General features: G+C 48.9%; 16 protein-coding genes. 5 read left to right on the plus strand and 11 right to left on the minus strand.

The genetic code is table 11. The annotated features are described in order from the left end of the window. Positions 1 to 574 precede the first annotated feature (574 nt). From AC1DLM_RS02875 to AC1DLM_RS02885, 3 genes are read right to left on the minus strand one after another with little or no spacing between them, the layout of a single operon-like run. Positions 575 to 1,555, minus strand: coding sequence for a 2,3-diaminopropionate biosynthesis protein SbnB (locus AC1DLM_RS02875; RefSeq protein WP_441990746.1), 981 nt, complete (start codon positions 1,553 to 1,555; stop codon positions 575 to 577). 16 nt (positions 1,556 to 1,571) lie between these two features. Further along, positions 1,572 to 2,537, minus strand: coding sequence for a 2,3-diaminopropionate biosynthesis protein SbnA (sbnA, locus tag AC1DLM_RS02880; RefSeq protein WP_477569067.1), 966 nt, complete (start codon positions 2,535 to 2,537; stop codon positions 1,572 to 1,574). Between the two features lie 14 nt (positions 2,538 to 2,551). Beyond that, complete coding sequence (locus AC1DLM_RS02885; RefSeq protein WP_477569068.1) at positions 2,552 to 3,745, minus strand: phenylacetate--CoA ligase family protein; 1,194 nt, start codon at positions 3,743 to 3,745, stop codon at positions 2,552 to 2,554. A 201-nt stretch (positions 3,746 to 3,946) separates the two neighbouring features. Here AC1DLM_RS02885 and AC1DLM_RS02890 point away from each other — a divergent pair, with 201 nt between their 5' ends. Further along, positions 3,947 to 4,813 carry a YheC/YheD family protein gene (locus tag AC1DLM_RS02890; protein ID WP_477569069.1) on the plus strand — a complete coding sequence of 289 codons (867 nt, stop codon included), beginning with the start codon at positions 3,947 to 3,949 and terminating at the stop codon, positions 4,811 to 4,813. Between the two features lie 85 nt (positions 4,814 to 4,898). Here AC1DLM_RS02890 and AC1DLM_RS02895 read toward each other — a convergent pair whose 3' ends face one another. From AC1DLM_RS02895 to AC1DLM_RS02905, 3 genes are read right to left on the minus strand one after another with little or no spacing between them, the layout of a single operon-like run. Next, a complete protein-coding gene (locus tag AC1DLM_RS02895; protein WP_441990750.1) occupies positions 4,899 to 5,684 on the minus strand; it encodes an ABC transporter permease in 786 nt (261 codons plus the stop codon). A 3-nt stretch (positions 5,685 to 5,687) separates the two neighbouring features. Further along, complete coding sequence (locus tag AC1DLM_RS02900) at positions 5,688 to 6,482, minus strand: ABC transporter permease (RefSeq protein WP_477569070.1); 795 nt, start codon at positions 6,480 to 6,482, stop codon at positions 5,688 to 5,690. After that, complete coding sequence (locus AC1DLM_RS02905) at positions 6,475 to 7,527, minus strand: ABC transporter ATP-binding protein (RefSeq protein ID WP_477569071.1); 1,053 nt, start codon at positions 7,525 to 7,527, stop codon at positions 6,475 to 6,477. Before AC1DLM_RS02905 ends, AC1DLM_RS02900 begins: the two co-directional genes overlap by 8 nt. Positions 7,528 to 7,758: 231 nt before the next feature. Here AC1DLM_RS02905 and AC1DLM_RS02910 point away from each other — a divergent pair, with 231 nt between their 5' ends. From AC1DLM_RS02910 to AC1DLM_RS02925, 4 genes are all read left to right on the plus strand, one after another. Beyond that, the gene (locus tag AC1DLM_RS02910) at positions 7,759 to 8,805 is read left to right on the plus strand and encodes an LCP family protein (RefSeq protein WP_441990752.1); all 1,047 of its coding nucleotides are present in this window, start codon (positions 7,759 to 7,761) and stop codon (positions 8,803 to 8,805) included. A 498-nt stretch (positions 8,806 to 9,303) separates the two neighbouring features. Continuing rightward, entirely contained in the window at positions 9,304 to 10,647 is a 1,344-nt protein-coding gene (locus AC1DLM_RS02915; RefSeq protein ID WP_477569072.1) for a glutamate-1-semialdehyde 2,1-aminomutase, read from the plus strand. A gap of 519 nt (positions 10,648 to 11,166) precedes the next feature. Continuing rightward, entirely contained in the window at positions 11,167 to 15,708 is a 4,542-nt protein-coding gene (locus AC1DLM_RS02920; RefSeq protein WP_477569073.1) for a glutamate synthase-related protein, read from the plus strand. A 144-nt stretch (positions 15,709 to 15,852) separates the two neighbouring features. Continuing rightward, a complete protein-coding gene (locus tag AC1DLM_RS02925; RefSeq protein WP_235549887.1) occupies positions 15,853 to 15,978 on the plus strand; it encodes a DUF6254 family protein in 126 nt (41 codons plus the stop codon). A 254-nt stretch (positions 15,979 to 16,232) separates the two neighbouring features. On the opposite strand, the gene AC1DLM_RS02930 is transcribed toward AC1DLM_RS02925, so the two are convergent. From AC1DLM_RS02930 to AC1DLM_RS02950, 5 genes are all read right to left on the minus strand, one after another. Further along, complete coding sequence (locus tag AC1DLM_RS02930) at positions 16,233 to 17,708, minus strand: amidase family protein (RefSeq protein WP_477569074.1); 1,476 nt, start codon at positions 17,706 to 17,708, stop codon at positions 16,233 to 16,235. A 134-nt stretch (positions 17,709 to 17,842) separates the two neighbouring features. Beyond that, positions 17,843 to 18,715: a DinB family protein gene (locus AC1DLM_RS02935; protein WP_477569075.1), complete on the minus strand. Its 873-nt coding sequence runs from the start codon at positions 18,713 to 18,715 to the stop codon at positions 17,843 to 17,845. 69 nt (positions 18,716 to 18,784) lie between these two features. Next, positions 18,785 to 19,447, minus strand: coding sequence for a bifunctional 2-keto-4-hydroxyglutarate aldolase/2-keto-3-deoxy-6-phosphogluconate aldolase (locus AC1DLM_RS02940; protein WP_056617588.1), 663 nt, complete (start codon positions 19,445 to 19,447; stop codon positions 18,785 to 18,787). 62 nt (positions 19,448 to 19,509) lie between these two features. Beyond that, positions 19,510 to 20,475, minus strand: coding sequence for a sugar kinase (locus AC1DLM_RS02945; RefSeq protein WP_441990757.1), 966 nt, complete (start codon positions 20,473 to 20,475; stop codon positions 19,510 to 19,512). Positions 20,476 to 20,670: 195 nt separating this feature from the next. After that, positions 20,671 to 21,537 (minus strand): inositol monophosphatase family protein, encoded by an 867-nt coding sequence (locus AC1DLM_RS02950; protein WP_477569076.1) that lies wholly within the window; start codon positions 21,535 to 21,537, stop codon positions 20,671 to 20,673. Between the last annotated feature and the right edge of the window lie 67 nt (positions 21,538 to 21,604).

Consider the following 21,604-nt stretch of genomic DNA (forward strand, 5'->3'; position numbering starts at 1 on the left):
GGGTTGGGTTGGGTTGGGTTGGGTTGGGTTGGGTTGGGTTGGGTTGGGTTGGGTTGGGTTGGGTTGGGTTGGGTTGGGGTTGGGGAGGAGTGACTGTTGCATGCAGCACACCAGCGAATTTATAATCCACAGGCGATTTTCTGTGGATAACTCAACATGTGGATATGTTAATACGCATCGCCTAAGTTATGCACAATAGGGACTTGAGGCCCTGTGGACTTGTGGGTAACTCTGTGGATAGAAGTGTATAAGAGTAAAAAGTAGTCGCTTTTGTTGCAGCGACTCGCCTCCGAGACTCCCCTTGTTTACTTTTGTAATCACCCAACATTCACATTCACCCCTCACCACCTGCAGCATGTCCAAAAGAAACGAAACGTCATTCCACTATTCGAGTGAATTTCGGCAATTTCAAATAGTTGCGGAACGAGGACCCGCTATTTCCTCGAATTGCGCACACAAAGCAGCAATTCCAGCGAAATAGCGCCCTCACGTTCCGTTGCGTTTTAAAAATGGCTGTTCTAGGCCAAATATCAGAACGTCGTTCCGCATCTCCAGAAAAACCAACAACCCGTGGCTATTTATACTTACTTCCCTCTAACGTAACTCCCTTTTGTAGCCGCAACGCTTCCCTCCAATAGTAGCCTGCAACGGCAACATCGAAGATGCCTAAGCCCATCGGATTGAAAAAAACAGGCTCCTGCGTTTCCACACTAGCCAACTGGTCACGAAGCACTACATCGGCTAAGGTGTGTACGTCCGACTCCTGTAAGCCATACAGGTGATGCAGCTGCTCAATATCTGTCCGCTCACGGCATACTTCGCGCCAATCATCCACAATGATCGTTTTCACGTCAGCAACGCTTTCCGGTTTATAGTCCCGGAGGGAGACATTGAGCAGGAGCGCTCCGCGAGGCGGGGCTTCATCAATGTACCTCTCCGCTGACACTGTGCACGTCATAATAACATTCGCCTCGCGATAGCCTGTGCGCCAATCATTAATCACTTGCGTCCTACTCTGAATAGCTGCCGGAATCGTCCCCAGCTCGACACCATTCAGATCATAAATCCGAACCTCTTCAATCCACTCGCCAAATAAAGCGACACACATATCCAGATGCAGCCGCCCAATGGGTCCCCACCCGATTAAGTGAATGCGTAAACGGTCAGGCTGCCTGAACATCACAAATTGACTCAACATCACACCGCTCACCGCTGCGGTCCGAAGACCATTTAACAGTCCGCTGTGGATAAATGCCAGTGGCTCACCTGTCGTCGGTTTATTCAGAATCAACGTATTATGAGCCCGGGGAAGTCCCTTAAGGCGATTGTCTGGAAAACTCGCAATCCATTTAATGCCCGAAATATTGATGTTACCGCCTACATAAGCAGGCATTGCAATAATCCGGTTTTTCGGATCGCGGAAACGTAAGTATGGCTTCAAGGGATGAGCACAATCCCCGTTATCCTGTATAGCAACGACATCTTCAATGATGTCAGTTAGCTTCTTCCAATCGATTCCGATCTCTCGGATATGGTCATCCTGTAAATACAACATCCGCTAGTCTCCCATGCTAGTTACTCGGTGCATACCCTATCTCTCGCCCAACCCATTCATCGTTGTACACCGTATTCAAATATCGTTCACCACGGTCCGGCAAAATCGCCGCAACAACGGCTCCTGAGGGAATCATTCTGCTCATTCTGCGTATCGCCGAAATAACGCCTCCGGAGGAAGCGCCAGCTAGAACGGCTTCTTCACGAACTAATGCGCGGCAGCCCTCCACACAATCCCTATCGGATACGTAGATGACTTTGTCCGCAACATCATGCCGATGCAAGCCAGGTGTGATACCTGCGCCTAGTCCKGGAAATTTCCTCGAACCTTTTTCCCCGCCAAAAATAACGCTGCCTTCGGCATCCACCGCCACGATCTGTGTCGACCAACCGCGACTGCGGATGTACTCCATGCACCCTCGAATCGTTCCACACGAACTAACGCCGCAAAATAAATAGTCAACCTCGCCTAACTGCTCACCAATTTCCCGCATCGTAGTCTCGCTATGAGCCAGCGCATTGTCTGGACTTCCATACTGATTCGTCCAGTAGGCATTCGGGATTTGACTCACCAGCTCTGCTACCCGCCGGATGCGTGCTGGCAGAAACTCGCCCGTCGCCTCATCCGGCACGGAAACGAGGTCGATCTCCCCATGGAAGCTGCGGATAATTTGCAAATGCTGCTGTGTCGTACGCGGATCGACAACGCAGATGAAGCGAAGTCCGAGATAGAGGCAAAGTTGAGCGAGACTTATCGCCAAATTGCCGGAGCTAGACTCCACGATGACACTCTCGCTCGTCACCTCACCACGGCGAATCGCCTCCCGCAGCATGAACAAAGCTGGCCGATCCTTTGCGCTGCCGCCGGGGTTCATCCACTCCATTTTGCCATAAACCTCAAAGGGTTGATCCTTAAACAAACGCGATAGCCGAATAAGCGGCGTATGCCCGATCGCTTGGACAATACCTCCTTCAAGCTCCATTCGCTTCCCCTCCTTTACGTGTAAAAAATCTTTTTATTTTTTACGGAGGTGCGGTTCTGTGAATCCTCATAGGTGCCCCCGATAACTTGGATACCATCCAAAAGCTTCGCCTGAATCATCATGCCGATAGCTGGAATGCAGCTTTCCACATCCGCACGAATGCTGCTCAGAATGGCTGGTGTTGCCAGTGCACTGAAGACATAAACAGTCAATGCATTGCCACTAACCTGTACACGAACGCTGGCTTCACGCAGATGACGATAGACGACATCCTCGATGTCATAGATACTAATTTTCTCCCCATGTTTTAAGTCGGGGCCTATTCGCTTTACAATGCTCTGAAAGCTCTGCGTGGGAACGCCTTCGACATCAATGACTTTCAAATCACGCACAACATCGTAGGTGACATAACGCAGTGCAGGGAATGCGTCCCTTACAGTTGAGGTGAGGACCAGAACTTGCTCCAACTCATCCGGCAGCGGCTCCAAATCGCCTTCTAGCAGCTCTGCTTTGATCCCCTCTGCCATGATGCCCTCCACAAACAAATACCTACCATAATCGTGTGAAAAGTAGGCAATGGTCCCTATTTCGATCGATCCGTAAGTATCGGTGATATGCGTTTCGGTTATCCCCAGTCTTTCAGCCGTGCGTTGTCTCCATCCCGGCGAAGCAATCTCCCCAACTAGAATGACATGCTGGATGCCATAGCCCGCAGGATTCTCCGACGCTTGCATAATCCGATCCAAAATGGACGGCATCGTATACAGCACCTCGGGTCTAAAGCTTTGAAGCCGCTCAATATGCCCCTCGATCGGAAGCCGAAAGGATACCGATTCCACCTCCATGCCGAGCTCGCGAAATACCTCGACGGCCGTTGCCTCCGCGTGCCCCGTACCCATGTCTGCCATCGCAGTCCGATAACGTGCGCCTTCCAGAATAGTTCGGAAAACGTCCAGTTTAATTCGCAGATAAGCTTCTTCATCTGATTGGGAGTAAAAAATCGTCTTCCGCCGCTTCGAACTTGTTCCTGACGTTTGATACCGATTCATTTCCTCAACCTGCAGACATGGATTCGTATCAATGTAGTAATAGGATTCCAACAAGCCGGCTGACACTAGCGGTAGTTCAGCAAGCTCTTCCTGATCGTGTCCTGGCAGCAACCAAGGAAATTGCCGCTTCATCTTTTGTATAACTTCCTTTATGCGCATAGACGTGCGGCTCCTCCTCTCAGCTCTACTAACTGCACCTGTAGCCCAAATTCCACCTGACTACATATTCTATGCGCCCTTCTCGCCCATCGTTCTTTTTTCCTAATGGCCTAAATCATTTCCCTGTTCACCCGCCTCCAGTGTCGCTCATATCATATTGAAATAATGAAACGCCAAACTCGGTTAGAGAGGATCGTCACCATGACAAGTTCACTAAAGGCCGTTTCAAGCAAATGGATCAAAACACGCGTCATGCTTCGCAATGTAAAACTGCGCAAGCATGTGCCTATTACGCATCCTTTTGGTCGCAGTAGACTATCTGCCATGCTCACCCAGCACGGTATGCTCTATGTTAAACCCGACATCGGTTCCCTTGGGATAGGCGTTATGCGCGTTGAGAAACGAGGAGGAGTCTATCGCTATCAAAGCGGGGTGAACATTTACCGTTTTCCGACATTTGAAAAGTTGTACCAGTCCCTGGGGCACCGCTGCGGCACCAAGCGCTATCTCATCCAGAAAGGTATTCACGTGCTGACGCATGAGGGCAATCCCTATGACTTTCGTGTCATGATTCAGCGAAACCCCTCGGGGAAATGGGAATGTACGGGGACGGCAGCCAGGGTCGCTCACCCACAGAAAGCTGTCACCAATGGCAGTCAAGGGGGCACGATCTACAGTCCTCATGACCTCTTGGCACCCCGATTCGGTGTCCAAGCAACGTCTATTCTTACGCGCGAGATGGAAAGAATATCCTACCTAACCGCAGGTCAAATAAGCCGCTCCTTTCCCTCCATGAATGAACTCGGCATCGATATCGCCGTCGATCAACAGCTAAAGCCATGGATCCTCGAGGTGAACACGCGACCTGATCCCTGTCCCTTCACCAAGCTCGCGGATCAAACCATCATCCGCAAAATCGTCCGATTCGGCAGAGCCAATGGCCGCAAGTATGATTTGACTTGCTCGAAGGCGAAGAAGGCGCCGAAACGGCGAATTTCGACCGCGTCTATTGAGCAGTCGCTCCCAAGCGTAGAATCTCCTTCCGAAACAATTTTGGATAGTGAATGATGTTTTTTCAAAGTTTCTGCCAGCTAAATGATATAAGGCCGTCCCGCAAGGTTATTTACCTTGTAGGACGGCCTTATGATTAGAGCTATGAACCTGCACCGCGATAGCGCTTCACGCCAATGTTCCACACTGTGATGCCCAGCGCACTGAACGCAATACCAACCACAGGGGTTAGCAAAGCGAACCACTTCCAGTTGTCTGGATCAATGAAATAGGCGGCTGGATAAAAGCCAACAAAAGCAAACGGTAGTATCCATGTCAGAATACTTCTGAGCAGCTTATTGTAAATCGTCGCTGGATAACGACCATAGTTCTGAATGTTCCAAATCAATGGCAAGATGCCTGTTGGCGCGTCGGAGAAGAAGGCTAAGGAGGTCAGTGAGATGTATACTCCTGCATAAATAAGGATCGAGCCTACCACCATGACGATGAAGATCAGCGGATCATGCCAGTGGAACGGCAGATCCAACTGCACCCAGGAGTAGATCATAACGACCAAACCTGCCAATGCACTGAACATGGAAGCAGGATCGAGATTTTCGAGCATAAGCTGCCATAGATTATATGCCGGCCGCGTTAGGATACGATCCATTTCCCCTTTGACAATGTAGCGCTCGCTAAAGCCCCACAGATTAAAAAAGGAAATAAATATGCCATATGGGATCATAAAATAACCGTAGATGAACAAAATTTGTTCTTGATTCCAGCCGCCTAACGATTGCGTTTGCAGAAAGACGACAAGAATGAAGAATAGATTCAACCCATTGAACAACAAGTCGGACAGCACTTCAATCCAAAAATCGGATCGGTAGGTGAGCCTTGTTTTCATGTAGTTTTTGAAATAATCGAAAACGAGGGTGATATAGAACATGCGTTACCCTCCCTGTACGAATAGACGTGTTTTGGATTTTACCCACAGCACATAGATCGGAATAATAAGGAGCAGGAACCAGAGTACTTGTACGCCAAAGTTTTGGAGTATCGCGTTGCCCGTTATTTTACCGGTAAACACTGCGCTGGGTAGATAAGTGATCGCCTGAAAGGGCAGCCACTCCAGAATGGACTTGGACCATCCTGGGAAGAATGAAATCGGAATAATGAGCCCTGAAAAAAGGTCCACCGCTACGCGCTTCATGCGCATAAGGCCTTCATTATTTTCGAGGAAAAAGGCAAACAAACCCGTAATGATATTCAACTGCGTATTAATCAGAAAGCTGAAGAACAACATCACTAAGTAGATGACCCACAAGCTTGGATCTGTTGGGAACTGAATCGGAAGCAGAAGCCAGATCAGGATCATGCCAGGTGTCGTGAAAAGCAGAAGACGGAATACACCTTCACCTAAGCCTTGCATCATTTTCACAAAAATATAATTGTAAGGCCGGATGAATTGAATCGCTACGCTGCCGTCCMGAATCTCGTTCGCAATTTCACGATCTAAGTTATTGAAGTAAAAAGCGCGGCCCATCCAGGAAATCGCCACATAGGTTGTCATTTGACCGAGGGTAAGACCACCGATGACAGCTTGATCGCCATAAATTGCTTTATATACGAAATAGTACGAGCCAATATTAAGCGCATAGATCAGGATCCCGCTGTAATAGTTCACCCGATAAGCGAGCATCATGAGAAATCGCATGCGTATAACTTCTATATAAGCTTTATGCATGGATCGTAACTCCCTCTGGCTGATCAATCTCCAAACGTTTCACTTCGGCCGAGCCTGATTTATAAATTTCACGGACAATATCATCCGTATTCGTTTCATTAATCTTGAAATCTTGGATTTGCAGCACGCCAACGACGCGGCTTAACACATCCGAGATGTTCGCTCTTTCATAAGGAATGAACACCTTGGCGGATAGCTCATTCTCAAGCTGCCAAGCTACATCCAAGCCAAGAGTCAACTCTTGAAGTCGTGCTAAAGTTGTTGGATGCTCGAACTGCAGCACAACTTCTTTTCCTTTGCCCCATCTGGCTTTAAGCTCTTCTAGACCGCCATCATAAATAATTCGGCCGTCATCTAGCATAATAACACGGGAGCATAATGCTTCGATGTCTTGCAAATCATGCGTTGTCAGCAGAATTGTCGTCTCGTATCGCTGATTGAGCGATTTCAGAAACTCGCGGATCTCTGTTTTTACAACAATGTCGAGGCCGATGGTTGGTTCATCCAGAAATAAAATTTCAGGATTATGCAGCAAGGAAGCCGCTAATTCACAGCGCATCCGCTGACCTAAGCTCAGCTTACGGACAGGTCGTGATAGAAGATCCGACAGCTGCAAACGGTCGACGAGCTCGTCGAGGCGTTTTTTGTAATCGGCTTCGGACACACGGTACACCTTTTTCAACAGCTGGAACGACTCAACAACACCAATATCCCACCAGAGCTGGCTGCGCTGACCGAAAACAACACCGATCCCAGCGACGAATTTCTCCCGCTCTTTGAAAGGCACATAGCCATTCACTTTGATGTGACCGGACGTAGGTACGAGAATACCCGTCAACATTTTGATCGTCGTCGATTTCCCGGCACCATTTTCACCGATATATCCACAAATTTCGCCTTTAGGAATCTGAAAGCTTATGTCCTTCACAGCTGTAATTTGCTTATACTCACGTTTGAATAAATCTTGCATGGCCCCCTTGAGGCCACCGCGGCTTTGCTGAACTTGAAATTCTTTGCGCAGCATTTGAACATCTATGGCTAACATGCGTCTTCCCCCCTGACTTCGTCGTCTCGGTTACAGATTACGGCAACATTCGTCACAACTTGCTATCGAAGTTTCGTAGCATCTATAATATGGATCATAATGATGTTTCATACAACCGTACAACAAGCTCATAATACCCCAATTCTGTAAGAAAAAAAAGTACAGATTAACAGGTATCTTATTTGCCTTTAAATATCGCTGCATTTTACCTTGGAGAGGAGCTTACATAGTATGAAAATCTTCAAACGGACCATGCTCCTGATCGTCATGCTGCTTTTGGTGGTCGCCGGCTATTATTCTTACGCCTTCTACAGCTTCGCTAATAATATCTCTCATAAATCAGACAATAGTGATGGAAAAGGTAGTGGAAGCACAAGCTTAATCCCGAGCAGCGTGTTGAAGGATGGAGATAAATACACACCACCGAAATGGGAAAGCAAGCAGCGGGTGAACATTTTGCTGTTAGGCGGCGATTCTCGTGGCATGGTGAAGAATGAGTTGCCAAGATCAGACAGTATTATGCTAGCCTCCCTCGATCCGGTCACGAAGAAGGCTCATCTATTCTCGATTCTGCGGGACACCTACGTGAAAATCCCCGGCGAAGGCGAAGATCGGATTAATACAGCGATTACGACTGGCGGTCCTAATTTGGCCATGAAAACCGTTAGCGATTTGCTTGGCATTCCCGTTCAATATTACGTGTACACCGACTTCAAAGGTTTCATCGCATTGATCGATGCGGTTGGCGGAATTGATATTGATGTGGAGAAGGATATGAAATATTCCGACTCCGAAGATGACCATGTGTACGACATTAATTTGAAAAAGGGGCAGCAGCATCTGGATGGCAAAACAGCCCTGCAATATGTGCGCTTCCGCCATGATGCCTTGTCCGACTTCTCCCGAACGGAGAGACAAAGAAAGTTCCTGACAGCTGTTGCGGCTAAAATGCAATCCACTTCATCGCTGATCAAGCTCCCGCGCATTCTAAATGCAATCGATCCGTATATTGATACGAATCTTAGCGTTACGGACATGCTCAAGCTTGGAAGCCTTGGTTATGAAGCCAAAGCTGACGGTATCATCACTTCACAGCTTCCCCCATCAGACTTACTGATGGAGAAAACAATCCGCGGCGCCTCTGTCATTACAGCGGATAAGCTGAAGCTTCAAAAGTATATGAAAGACCTTTTTGCGGGTATAGCTGAAGCTGATACAGGACCAACCAAGCCGTCACCTTCTCCAACGCCGAAGGTTGCTGGGAAAACGGTGAAATAGGAACATGTGAGAGCATAGCATGAAACACGGATAATAAGAGTGGGTATCCACTCTTATTTTTTGTATGAGCGAGCATTCGCACCGAGTGGAACGAATGCCTTATGGCCAGATTCCGTTACTTCAAAGCTGCTCACTAGGGTGGTATATAGCTTTAGAATATTATCGTTAATGACAAAAATGGAAATTTGTCATTCGTAATTTGTTAGCTGCCCGAATACGAATCGCCAAGACCCAAGGCTTCCCGATCCCATCTCAGATTCCGTCATTACGAACCTGCTCGCCGGGGCAGTGTATAGCTATTGAAAATTATCATGAATGACAAAAGTGGAATTTTGTCATTCGTAATTTGTTAGCTGGCCGAATTGGTGTGAGGGGTCTCGATGGTGCGACGGGGCCGATGGTCGCGATGGGCGATGTGTCCTCTCGTTCCCCTTAGCTTGACGCAGGCCGCTATTTAAAAAATTCAACCACTACTACATATAAAGGAATGATATCGTCATGGAACGCAAGCAATCCGAACTCCTCTATCAAGAAGCACTGAAACACATCGTCGGCGGGGTCAATTCCCCTTCCCGCTCATTCAAAGCCGTTGGCGGCGGCGCCCCCGTCTTCATGAAGCGTGCGCAAGGCGCACACTTCTGGGACGTAGACGGGAATCGCTTCATTGACTACCTCGCCGCCTATGGCCCGATCATTACCGGTCACGCGCATCCGCACGTGACCGAAGCGATTATCCGCGCCGCACAGAACGGCACGCTGTACGGCACCCCAACCGAACTCGAGATCGAGTTCGCCAAAATGCTAAAGTCGGCGATTCCCTCGCTCGACAAAGTGCGTTTCGTCAACTCCGGCACCGAGGCCGTGATGACGACGATTCGCGTGGCGCGCGCGTTCACGAAGCGCACCAAGATCATTAAGTTTGCCGGGTGCTACCACGGCCACTCGGATCTCGTGCTGGTTGCGGCCGGCTCCGGGCCGTCCACGCTAGGCACGCCGGACAGCGCAGGCGTGCCGGCAAGCATCGCGCAAGAGGTCATCACCGTGCCATTCAACGACATCCCGGCACTAGAGGCCGCGCTTGCGCGTTGGGGTGAAGACATTGCCGCGGTGATGGTCGAGCCCATCGTCGGCAACTTCGGCATGGTCATGCCCCATGCCGGTTACCTCGAGCAGCTCTGCGCTGCTGCTCGCAAGCACGGCGCCCTCGTCATCTACGACGAGGTCATCACAGCGTTCCGATTCCATTACGGAACGGCACAGACCTATGATGGCCTCCCTATTCTAGAGGGAGGCCCCACAACGGCGGCGCGCTTCGCCGCCGTCGAACCGGACCTGACGGCCCTCGGCAAAGTGATCGGCGGCGGGCTGCCGATCGGGGCCTACGGGGGCCGCAAGGAAGTGATGGAGCAGGTCGCGCCGCTCGGACCTGCGTATCAAGCCGGCACAATGGCGGGAAATCCCGCCTCCATCTCCGCCGGTATCGCCTGCTTGGAGGTGCTCCAGCAGCCGGGGGTTTACACCAAGCTTGAACAGCTTGGTGCAACACTAGCGAATGGCATCTCCGAATCCGCCGCCCGCCATGGTATTGCCTTGACGCTGAACCGCATCGGCGGCGCCTTCTCTACTCATTTTTGTAATCATCCGATCACCAATTATGAGGAAGCGCAAGATACCGATGGCGAACGCTTCGCTGATTTCTTCCGACTTATGTTGGAGCAAGGCATTAACTTAGCCCCTTCCAAATACGAAGCTTGGTTCATGACCATTGCCCACACAGAGGCTGATATTGCTCAAACGCTCGAGGCTGCAGACCAAGCTTTCCAAATAATGAAAACACGCTGATTGTCCCAAAAACGAACTATGATCCTGTATGGATTATAGTTCGTTCGTCTTTATACCCTTACATGAGTTGTTAGAATTATACTTTTATTCACCAATATACAGAAAAGATAACGCTTACATTTGTGATTTGCGTCTGCAAGTATTGTCGGATGAACTTTTTCATGCTATTCTAAGATTACTTTTACCCTTTTAGAGAAATCGCTCGGTTTCACAGTATTTTCCTAGAAAGTTAGGGCATGATTTACAAATACTATGCGGATTTTTGTGTGTGGTGCCTTACTTTACTACGTGTCGATTTATGCCAATTTGCAAGAGTTATACCTCCTGTAAATTGGTATGATATTCAGTTATATTGCATCTTTATACATGATTATGCATATTTCGGTTTTGAGCCACAATGTGGATTTTCCTTAGGAAATGCGATAGCTAGCAGTTTCATCGGTGCCAGAATGCAAGAAGCGAAAGCAAGAGGAGTTTAATTTTGTATGGGGGGTGACGGTCAGGCGACTGACCAGAGCAATGAATGAAATTATGCGTAATGAAGGCCGTTTTCAAGATCTACTAGGAACCGAACACGACAGCTGCGGTATTATTTGTATTATTGAGAAGAATGGTCATCCTTCCCGCGATAACATCCAAAAGACGATTGATGCCCTTGTAAAAATGGAACATCGTTCTGGATTTATCAATGGTGAAGGCGATGGTTGCGGTATTCTAACAGATATTCCACGTGCGCTTTGGGAAAAGAAGTTAACAGATGCGGGTCTGGACAGCAAACTTGCTTATGACAACCGTTTTTCTGTTGGACATATCTTTGTTCCACGCAAGTTGGATTTGACTGTTACTGAGATTCAAAACGGCATTCGTGAGCTATTTGCCTCCCATGATGTATCCATTATTCTAGAGCAAGAAAACCTAGTTGACAGCGGCTCCTTAGGCGCTAATGGTTTGCTCGATGAGCCTACGTTCTGGCAAATTGCAGCCATCAGCAATAAGACCGAAGGTCAAGTTGCCGATCACCTTTATGAACTGCATATTGCGATTGAAGATCGTTACAACGTGCATGTTGCTACACTTAGCAATGTAACATCTGCCTACAAAGTACTAGGTGCAGCTAGCATCCTACCTAAATATTTTAACGACTTGCGTGATCCTTTATTTGCGTCCCAAGTAACGATTGGTCATAACCGTTATTCCACGAACACATTGTCCAGCTTCTTCCGCGTTCAACCGTTCTCCCTTCTTGGACATAACGGCGAAATTAACACGGTGAAAAAACTTCGTCTTGAAGCTGACATGGTTGGCGTTCCGCTTGTAAGCGGCGGGTCTGACTCCCAAGACATGAACAGAACGATCGAAACGTTCATTCACCGTTTTGGATTGTCCCTTTTCGAAGCGATGGAAATGGTGTTCCCTCCTATTATTAATGAGATGAAACAGTTCCGTCCGGAACTTCAAGATCTTTATGTGTACTACCGTCAAGTATGGGGCCACTTTGCACAAGGTCCAGCAGGTATCGTTTCCCGTTACGGTAACGAGTGTATTTTCAGCGTAGATGCGTTAGGTCTTCGTCCTGTTTGGATGGTTGAAAGTGATACGTCCCTGTACTTCTCATCGGAGCAAGGTGTTATTACGGTTGGCGAAATGGTTGCTGATCCGAAGCCGATCGCACCAGGTGAGAAAGTCGGTGTTGTTCTAACACCAGGCGAGCACATTCAAGTAATTCCTTATCATGAAGTTCAAACCCTCGTGTATGAGCGTGTAAGCAAGCGTGTAAATATTGGCGGTCTCCGCTCCTATTTGAACCCTGCTCAAACGAATACCGAAGCTGAACTTAATGAGAATATTGTTACAACTGATCAAGTGTATAGTGCATTCGGTTGGGACCGCGACGGTATTTCACACATTGAATCCATGTCCGAAACAGGCGCTGAGCCAATTCGTTCATTGGGTCATGATTCCCCTCATGCCGCTCTTGCGTGGGAACGCCAGAACGTGCCTGACTTCATTAAAGAAAGTGTTGCTGTAGTAACGAATCCGGCTATTGACCGTGACCGTGAAATGGAGCATTTCTCAACACGTGTTATTGCTGGAGCTCGTCTTCCGGTATTTGCACAGGTGGATAGCAACCTTCGTCTTGAACTTCTTGCTCCTCTTGTTCTTGAAGGAACGAACGGTGTAGGCAGCGAAGAAAAACTATCTCAGCCATCATTCGAGCAATTGCTCGCACAATTCCGTGCACAAGGCGATAACAAAGTAGCTGTTCTATCCACAACTTTCGCTAGAGGGACTTCACTAAAAGACGGCTTGAACCAACTTGCAGCAGATGCAATCTCTGCAGCTCGTAATGGCTCTGTTCTTCTCGTCTTGGACGATGCAGAAGCTCACCAAAACGACCGCTTGTGGCTTGATCCGCACCTTGCAGTATCCAAAATCGATATCGCACTTCGTGCAGAGAAACTCGGTTTCGGCGACAACTTACGCCGTCAAGTTACATTGATCCTTCGTTCAGCTGCTATTCGCAGTCTGCATGATATCGCGGTAGCTTGTGGTCTTGGTGCAGACGTGATCTCACCTTACTTGCTGTTTTCGACTGCTTCTGACAAAGAAGGCAACGCAGCAGCAGCACGTAAAGTATACGCGGCACTTACGAAAGGACTTGAAAAAGTCATTTCAACTATCGGTACGCATGAGCTTCGCGGGTATACACGTTTCTTCTCCTCCATCGGCTTCCATCCGGAAGTTTCCGAGGTGCTGGATATCGTGAACTACCTTGGTAGTGAAAAAGCAGGTACTGGCTTTGCTCAGCTTGAAGCTGAAGCTGAAGCTCGTTACACAGATTTCATCAATCCGAAAGCGAAAGCAGCGAAAAACTTCCGTTTCTTCCAACGTATGTGGAAAGCGCTAGGCGATGCTGCATCAGGAGCTGCTCCTTACAGCGACTACCGCGACAAACTGCGTGAAGAAGAGAAGAAGAACCCAATTTCCATTCGTCACATTGCGGGCTTCAAAGCAATTAGCGATGGCCGTCAACCACTCGATCCGTCGCAAGTTGATATTTCCATTGGCGGTCATTCCTTGCCGATGTTGATCTCTTCGATGTCCTTCGGTTCACAAAATGAAACAGCTTTCCGTGCCTACGCTGAAGCCGGCGAACGTCTGAACATGGTTACCATGAACGGCGAGGGCGGAGAGATTAAAGATATGCTTGGCCGTTACAAAAGAACGCGCGGAGCGCAAGTCGCTTCCGGACGTTTCGGTGTTAACATTGAGCTTGCTAACGCAGTAGCTTTCCTTGAGATCAAAATCGGTCAAGGGGCAAAGCCAGGTGAAGGCGGTCACTTACCAGGTTCCAAAGTTACAGCGAAAATCGCTGAAGCTCGTAACGCTACAATCGGTTCAGATTTGATCTCGCCGTCCAATAACCACGATATCTACTCCATCGAGGATTTGGCGCAAATCATTTCCGAGCTTAAAGAAGGCAGCGGTCGTAAAGCCAAAATCATCGTAAAAATCCCAGTTGTTCCTGGTATCGGTACGATTGCCGTTGGTGTGGCCAAAGCTGGTGCTGACGTTATTACGCTTTCCGGTTTCGACGGCGGTACAGGTGCGGCACGTATTCACTCCTTGACGCACGTTGGTCTTCCTACGGAGATTGGTACGAAGCTTGCTCACGTTGCTTTGATTGAAGCTGGTCTTCGTCACCGCGTTGAGCTATGGTCCGATGGCGGTCTGAAATCAGGCGCTGACGTTGTTAAAATGGTTATGCTTGGTGCGAACCGTGCTGGTTTCGGTAGTATCGCTATGCAATCCATCGGTTGTACAACATGTCGTGGTTGTCACTTAGACACTTGTCACGTTGGTATCGCAACACAAATCGATTCCATGGAAGAAGCCGAAGAAAAAGGTCTTCGCCGTTTCGTACCTCGTCAATTCGATCTAGCTGTTGACAGCTTGGTTCGTTTGTTCGGTTCGATGGGTGAAGAAGTACGTGAAGTCGTTGCTTCCCTTGGTTTCAAAAGTTTACAAGAACTTGTTGGCCGTTCTGATCTTTTGGAGCAAATCAGCCACATCGAGCGTATTGATCTGTCCGACATTCTTCGTCCAGCTCCACTTCAGTTCATCTCTGAAGAGACAAGAGCCGCTGAAGAAGCAGCAGTTTCGTCCGATATCCGGATCGCGGCTGGTGCAGAAGGTTTGGAATTCTTCCCAGATTCCGTTTCGTTCGATGGTCCTGTCGTTCGCAACTGGTCCAAAGTGGATGCTGAGTCCCGTATCCTTGGAACTCGTTATTCCAGCCATCGCGTAAGAGACCGTTTCAACGGCAGCTACGATGAGCTTCCATCCGTTGCACTTAACTTGATCGATGGTTCCGTTCCTGGTAACGGTCTTGCCGCATTCAACGCGCGTGGCGTAGACATTACAGTACACGGCGGTGCTGAAGACGGTCTTGGTAAAATGGCCTTTGGTGGTAAAGTAGCTATCGTGAAATCACTTGGCAAAAACAATACCTTCATCAATGGTAGCGTTGGTAAATCATTCGGTTACGGCGCTCAAAAAGGTTTGTTCTTGATTCAAGGCAGCGCAGATACTCGTGCATGTATCCGTTTCTCCGGTGCTGACGTTGTATTCGGCGGCGAGATCACAACACCTCTACAAGATGAGCTTGGTGGTCTAGCCGCTCGTGCGAACCTCAAAGGCTTCGCGTTCGAGTACATGACAAACGGCCGTGCCGTTGTTATGGGCGATCCAGGTCCATGGATCTGTGCAGGTATGACAGGTGGGGTTATCTACCAACGTCTAGTGCCAGAAATGGGTCTTGATCAAGCAGCTATTGAACGTCGTATCGCTAAAGGCGCTAAAGTTAAACTTGAGCCTATTGGCCTTCAAAGTAAAAAAGATCTAACTGAATTGCTCACGGCATACCACGCTGAGCTTGCGAACTCCGGTCAATCCGAAGCCGCAGCGAAAATCGAAGGTTTGCTAAGCAATCTAGAAGCTAACTTCATCCGGATCTCCCCGGTCAACATGCAAGCTGACCAATCCGTTGCTACAGAATAGTATCGTTGCACACAACTCCACCAGACCTTCATTGGTCTGGTGGAGTTTTTTCGTAAAAGCAAGTGTAATGGTTGCATAAAATATAGTCATCTATCGCATTTTATTAGTGCAACACCATCCGCATGCCACAGGAGGTTTTCAGCTATGAGCCACTCGAAGCGCCGCCAAGAAGCTGCATGGAAGGGTCGTAAACAAGCTCAACATCCACCACATGGTAAGGTGAAAGCCCTGGCCGAATTCGCCAGCGAGTATGATGCGGAAAACAAGTAGTTAGAATTTCCCCCTCTCCTCCCACACGTTAGAGGGACCAACACAAAGAGCCCGTTCGACCTATTTCTAAGGAAATACGGTCTTCGGGTTCTTTGTGTTTGGCTAATAATGCGCGAGAGCTTCGGAATCTTCCCTACGCTTCCTCCGAGTTAGTTGGTTTTTCCGACTAAACTCTCCCTGAAACTTTCGTACCACTATTGGATAGATCTGTTGTTGTATTTTTAAGCTAAACATGTTGCTCTCTCACATTCTTCTTATCCTAAATCAGGCGGAACACGGTGATGGGTAGCTTGCTCGAAGCCGTAGGCTATTTTGATCAAAGTAGGCTCACTGAAGGCTCTGCCTGAAAAAACAACACCAAAAGGCCCCTTGGTCGATTGCCCACGCGCGTCGATAACTCCCTCTTCGGCATATCCGGCCGGAACCGAAATCAACGGGTAGCCCAATCGCGCCGCGATATACAGGCCATCCACATCTCCTGGGAGCAAGAGTGCATCCAAGTCGTCCCTATCTAGTGCATAGTCGATTCCTTGCTGGAGAGGCAGTTCCCTATATGCTTGTATCTTCTGTAGATAGGTTTCCTCCGTCAAGGTCGTTTCTTGTGAGCGAACGAGTGTGTCCTGCCCGAATTGCAGAGCAGCCTCTGCATGGTTGTGGTTATACGCAATCAGCTCTTCCAAAGAGTGAACAGGTATGTCTTCAGCCAGCCGCGATAAATAGGCATTCAAGCCTTTTTTAAATTCATACGTGATGGCATCATTGTTCCAGTTTTGCTGTTCCACGTGTAAGCTAACTGGATCTACGATTGTTGCGCCTTCCATGGTCAGGGTTGCAATGGCGGCTTCCATAATGGCTAGTCTTTCCTTGTCCAAATGTTGATAGTAATGCCGCGGTATACCGATTCTGGCCTGTCGTATAAAACTCGCATCAAAAAACGGTGTGTAGTCTTGTAATGTCACTTTACTGCTCGCTAACGTAGCCTGGTCCTCGCTATCAGAACCCGTTAATGTCCCTAACAAAATAACAGCATCCTTCACTGTCCTCGCTATTGGCCCAGGGGTATCCTGGCTGCTTGAAATCGGAATAATACCCGCACGGCTCACTAGACCAACAGTAGGCTTGATCCCCACGACATAATGCTGACTTGCCGGTCCAACAATAGAACCTGCTGTCTCTGTTCCTATCGAAGCAGCACCTAGATTTGCAGCTACTGCAGCCGCCGAACCTGAGCTAGACCCGCTCACGAACATTTCCCCGGGACCATAAGGGTTAAGCACTTGCCCGCCGCGTGAACTATATCCTGCAGGCATGGAGCTAGACATAAAATTCGACCATTCCGACATATTCGTTTTTCCCATCAAAACGGCACCTGCCGCTCGCAGCTTCGCGGCTACAAATGAATCCTTAGCCGCATACGAATCCGCCAGCGCAATCGAGCCAGCACTTGTATGCATATTATCGTGTGTATCGATGTTATCTTTTAGAAGAATCGGTATCCCGTGCAAGTTCCCTCGGCTCCCTGATTCCTTGCGTTCTTGATCTAAGTCCTTTGCGATTTGAATCGCGTCGGGATTGATTTCTAAGATTGAATTAATGGTAGAATCATACTTGTTAATTCGCTCTAGATATACACGAACAAGCTCCTCCGAGGTTACTGAGCCTGTCTCCAAGGCCGCTTGCATACTTGCTATATCCGCCTCTACAATCCAATCCTTTAGATGCTTAATCACTTAATCGACTCCCTACTGCCTTCTTGGGTAACTTTCTTGTTGTATCCAACTTACCATAAGTTGGGATAGGGCACATATAGAAAGATTTACTATAGCTGAATTAGGCGGCAGGCAGTTCCCTGAGCATGTATCCCTTACCTACGAACCCCATGCAGCTCACAAATTCGCTCGATAGCACGCAAATGATGCTTGGCATGTCCAGCCATCATTTTCAGCAATTGGGCAACGGATTCTTCCCGACTCGTCGTTCGTATGGTGCGGTCTAATGCGTCTGGAAGATACTTGCACAGCCCAATAACATGCTGCCTTGCCGCTCCAAATAGCAGGACTTCGGCAGCGATTGGCCTCTGTGCATAGTGGAGTCCCCGATGCCAATCATCTGGTTGAAACGCATTCCCCGTATACATCCGCCCCGGCTCCGCAAGTGCAAATTTCACTTTATGCAGGGCGATCAGCTCCAAATCGATCAGATGCAGCACATGCTCACGAATCGACCACTTGTCGTGTACTTCACGTAAGTTAAGCTGTGCATCGGATAAGCCGTCGATCGCTTGATGTAACTCTTCCACGCCCGCTTCATACATCTTCATAATCTCGATATGGGATGGGAATAGCTCTTCCCAGTAGACCAGTGTATACCCATCAATGGTCGGAACATGGCGTTCACGAATATGCTCTGATTCCTGACTCCCTATAGCCTGCTGATAGCCTCTGGCGAGCAATTTCGACTCCACGTCAGTTACAGAAGCTACACCGATGTAAACAAGGCTTCCAGCTTGTGCTGCGCTGTAATTCGCTCTTAACCAACGTTTCAGAACCCCACTTGCTTCATATCCCTTCACGACCAGAACAGCCTCATCTGCTGTATCACCAATGTGCAGCAATGCCGCACAGCACCCCTCGTCCCGCTCAAGCAACTCCCAGCCTAGCTGGCTCCTATAAAAAGCTATCGACGCCTCCAAATTGCTCACACTGAGCAATAATCTAGCMTGACCGCTCTGCTCCATCTGCCCTGCCTCCATTTCCGCACAAAAAAATACGCTCCGTCCTAATTTCGACGGAGCGCATGCAAATGCCTACTTCTTGGCCGCTTGGTAGGCCTCGATATATTGAGCAGCCTTCTTCGCAACAAGGCTGTAGTTTCCTGTTTTGACCGCTTCGCTGGTCAAATCGGAGCCGATGCCGACGGCAACTGCGCCGGCCTGGATCCATTCGCCGAGGTTGCTCAGCGAAACCCCGCCAGTAGGCATGATGTTCGCCTGTGGCAGCGGACCTTTAATGGCCTTAATCATCGCCGGGGAGTACAGATTACCCGGGAAGAGCTTCACAATGTCCACGCCAAGCTCAAGCGCGGCTTGGATATCCGCAATGGTCATGCACCCTGGCATGATCGGCACGCGATACCGGTTACACAGGGTAACCGTGCTTGGGTTCAAAGACGGGCCGACAACGAACTCGGCCCCGCTAAGGATCGCGGCACGCGCCGTTTCGGGGTCAAGGGCTGTGCCCACCCCGATAATCGCGTACTTGGACGCGTCCTTGGCTGTGCTCGAGTAGCGCTTCGCAAGCTCCTCGATCGCGCGCAGCGCGAAAGGTACGGTCATCGTGACTTCGATGACTTTGATACCGCCGGCGATCGCTTGATCCGCCATTTCGACGACTTCTTCTGGTGTATCTCCGCGTAGGACGGCAACGACGCCCTCATTTGTAATTTGCTGAAGTAATTGAAGTTTCTTCACAATCATCTTCCCTTCTTTGAGTAAGCCTTTATGAGTATTGTTTCGTAATGTTTTTCGAACAATTAACGTTCAATATGTTTAATGTTGTTAAGTACCGCTTCCACTTGCTCCCACGTCGGAGCGCCTTCCCAGTCGCCTTCCGTCTGCACGATCATGGAACCCACCAAATTCCCGATGCGAACTGCCTCAGGGTACTCGTACGCTTTCAGCACGCCCACCAAAAAGCCCGCACAAAACCCATCGCCCGCACCCACGGTATCAACGACTTGCTCTGCTTTGAAGTAAGGCACGGTTGTAATCGTATCCGCCGTCACGACATACGTCACATCTTCTCCACCTTTGACAATGGACACCGCCGACAATTCGCGCAGCTTGCTCACGATGACATCCCAGTCTTCGGTTTGGTACAGCAACTTCAGCTCATCCAAGCCTGGCAGGAAAATATCCGCCAATTTCGCCAGCTCCAGCAGCACAGGACGCGCCTCTTCGATGCTCCACAGCTTCAAGCGCAAATTCGGATCAAAGCTAACCTTCACGCCATGCTTACGAGCCAAGCGAACAGCTTCAAAAGCTGCCTCTCTGCACGACTCACTAAGTGCCGGTGTGATACCGGTAATATGCAATATTTTGGCCCCAGCGATGTATGCCTCATCTAAATGTTTCGGGCTCATCTGACTTGCTGCTGAGTTTTTGCGATAGTAGTAAACGGACGTTTTGCCCATGAGAACTTCACGCATCATGAGCCCTGTTGGCGCATCGGGAGTCAATTCCGCACGGGAAACATCGACACCTTCACCACGGATTTTTTTGAAAATCATACGACCTAACGGGTCCTTACCCAGTCTGCCGAACCAACCTACCTGACCGCCAAGACGTGAAATGCCGATCGCCACATTGCTCTCTGCACCGCCAAACAGGCTATGCAGCTCCGATGAGTACTCTAAGCCCTTACCACCTGAAGGCATGAGTAGTGCCATTGTTTCTCCAAACGTAATAATATCTGGTCCTGATCCTGTATTTACCGACATAGAAGCACTCCATCCATTCCGATCACGACTCGCGTGTCCCGTTAATTGAAACGTTTAAATAAATGAGATATCTCATATTATAGAGGATTTCAACGGATTTCACCAGACTTTTACGACGGGCTGCCTCCGTTCCAAATTGAGGAAAAAACCTCTTGCTGGGTCACTCCTCACGGAACGACCTGCAAGAGGTTTTTTTTACTTCACATATCCTGTGGCTTCAGCTACTGCTAACTCGTTCTGGAGCTCCTCGTGAATACGTCCATTCGTTGCCATCACGTTGCGAACGCCCAAATGATAAGGCTTGCCTTCCGTATCCGTCACACTGCCGCCTGACTCTGTAATGAGCAAGGCACCTGCTGCAATGTCCCATGCGTTGAGTCCGATTTCCCAAAAGCCGCTAAGACGCCCAGCAGCCACATAGGCCAAATGCAGCGCTGCGGAGCCTGCCACACGGATGTTACGAACTTTCGGCGAAAGCGCCTGAACGCCTTTCATATTAATAGGCAACGCTCCATCACGGTCAGCCGGGAATCCAGTAGCGATTAAACTGGTAAGCAGCGTCTCCTCTTCGGAGACCTCGGTCTTTTTGCCATGCATGTAAGCGCCTTTCCCCTTCTCAGCAACGAATAATTCGTCGCGTGATGGGTCGTATACAACGCCTACGATGACTTCACCTTTATGCGCCAATGCAATCGACACGGAGAAGAATGGAAATCCATGAACGAAGTTCGTCGTGCCATCAATTGGATCTACGATCCAAAGATACTCTTCATCACTCATTTCTTGCAGTGCTTTGGCTGACGCCTCGGGTCCTGGCTCTACGCCTTCCTCCCCAAGGATGGAATGGTTAGGGAAATGCGTCATAATCAAATTACGAATCAACTTCTCGGAACCTTTATCGACCTCTGTCACCAAATCCTGTGCAGAGTACTTCGTCCCCACATGATTAATATCTCCAAGCTTGGTTTTGATCCACTGACCTGCCTTAGCTGCCGTATTAATGGCTACAGCTGTAAAACTTTTGCTACCAACAACGAATGTTTCCGCGCCACCATTTACCATATATATCAACTCTTTCTTTTCATTAATTTAGATATTACGTTAAGTATAGTAAATTATACGTTTCTAA

Source organism: Paenibacillus sp. 01T442 (assembly GCF_056398345.1).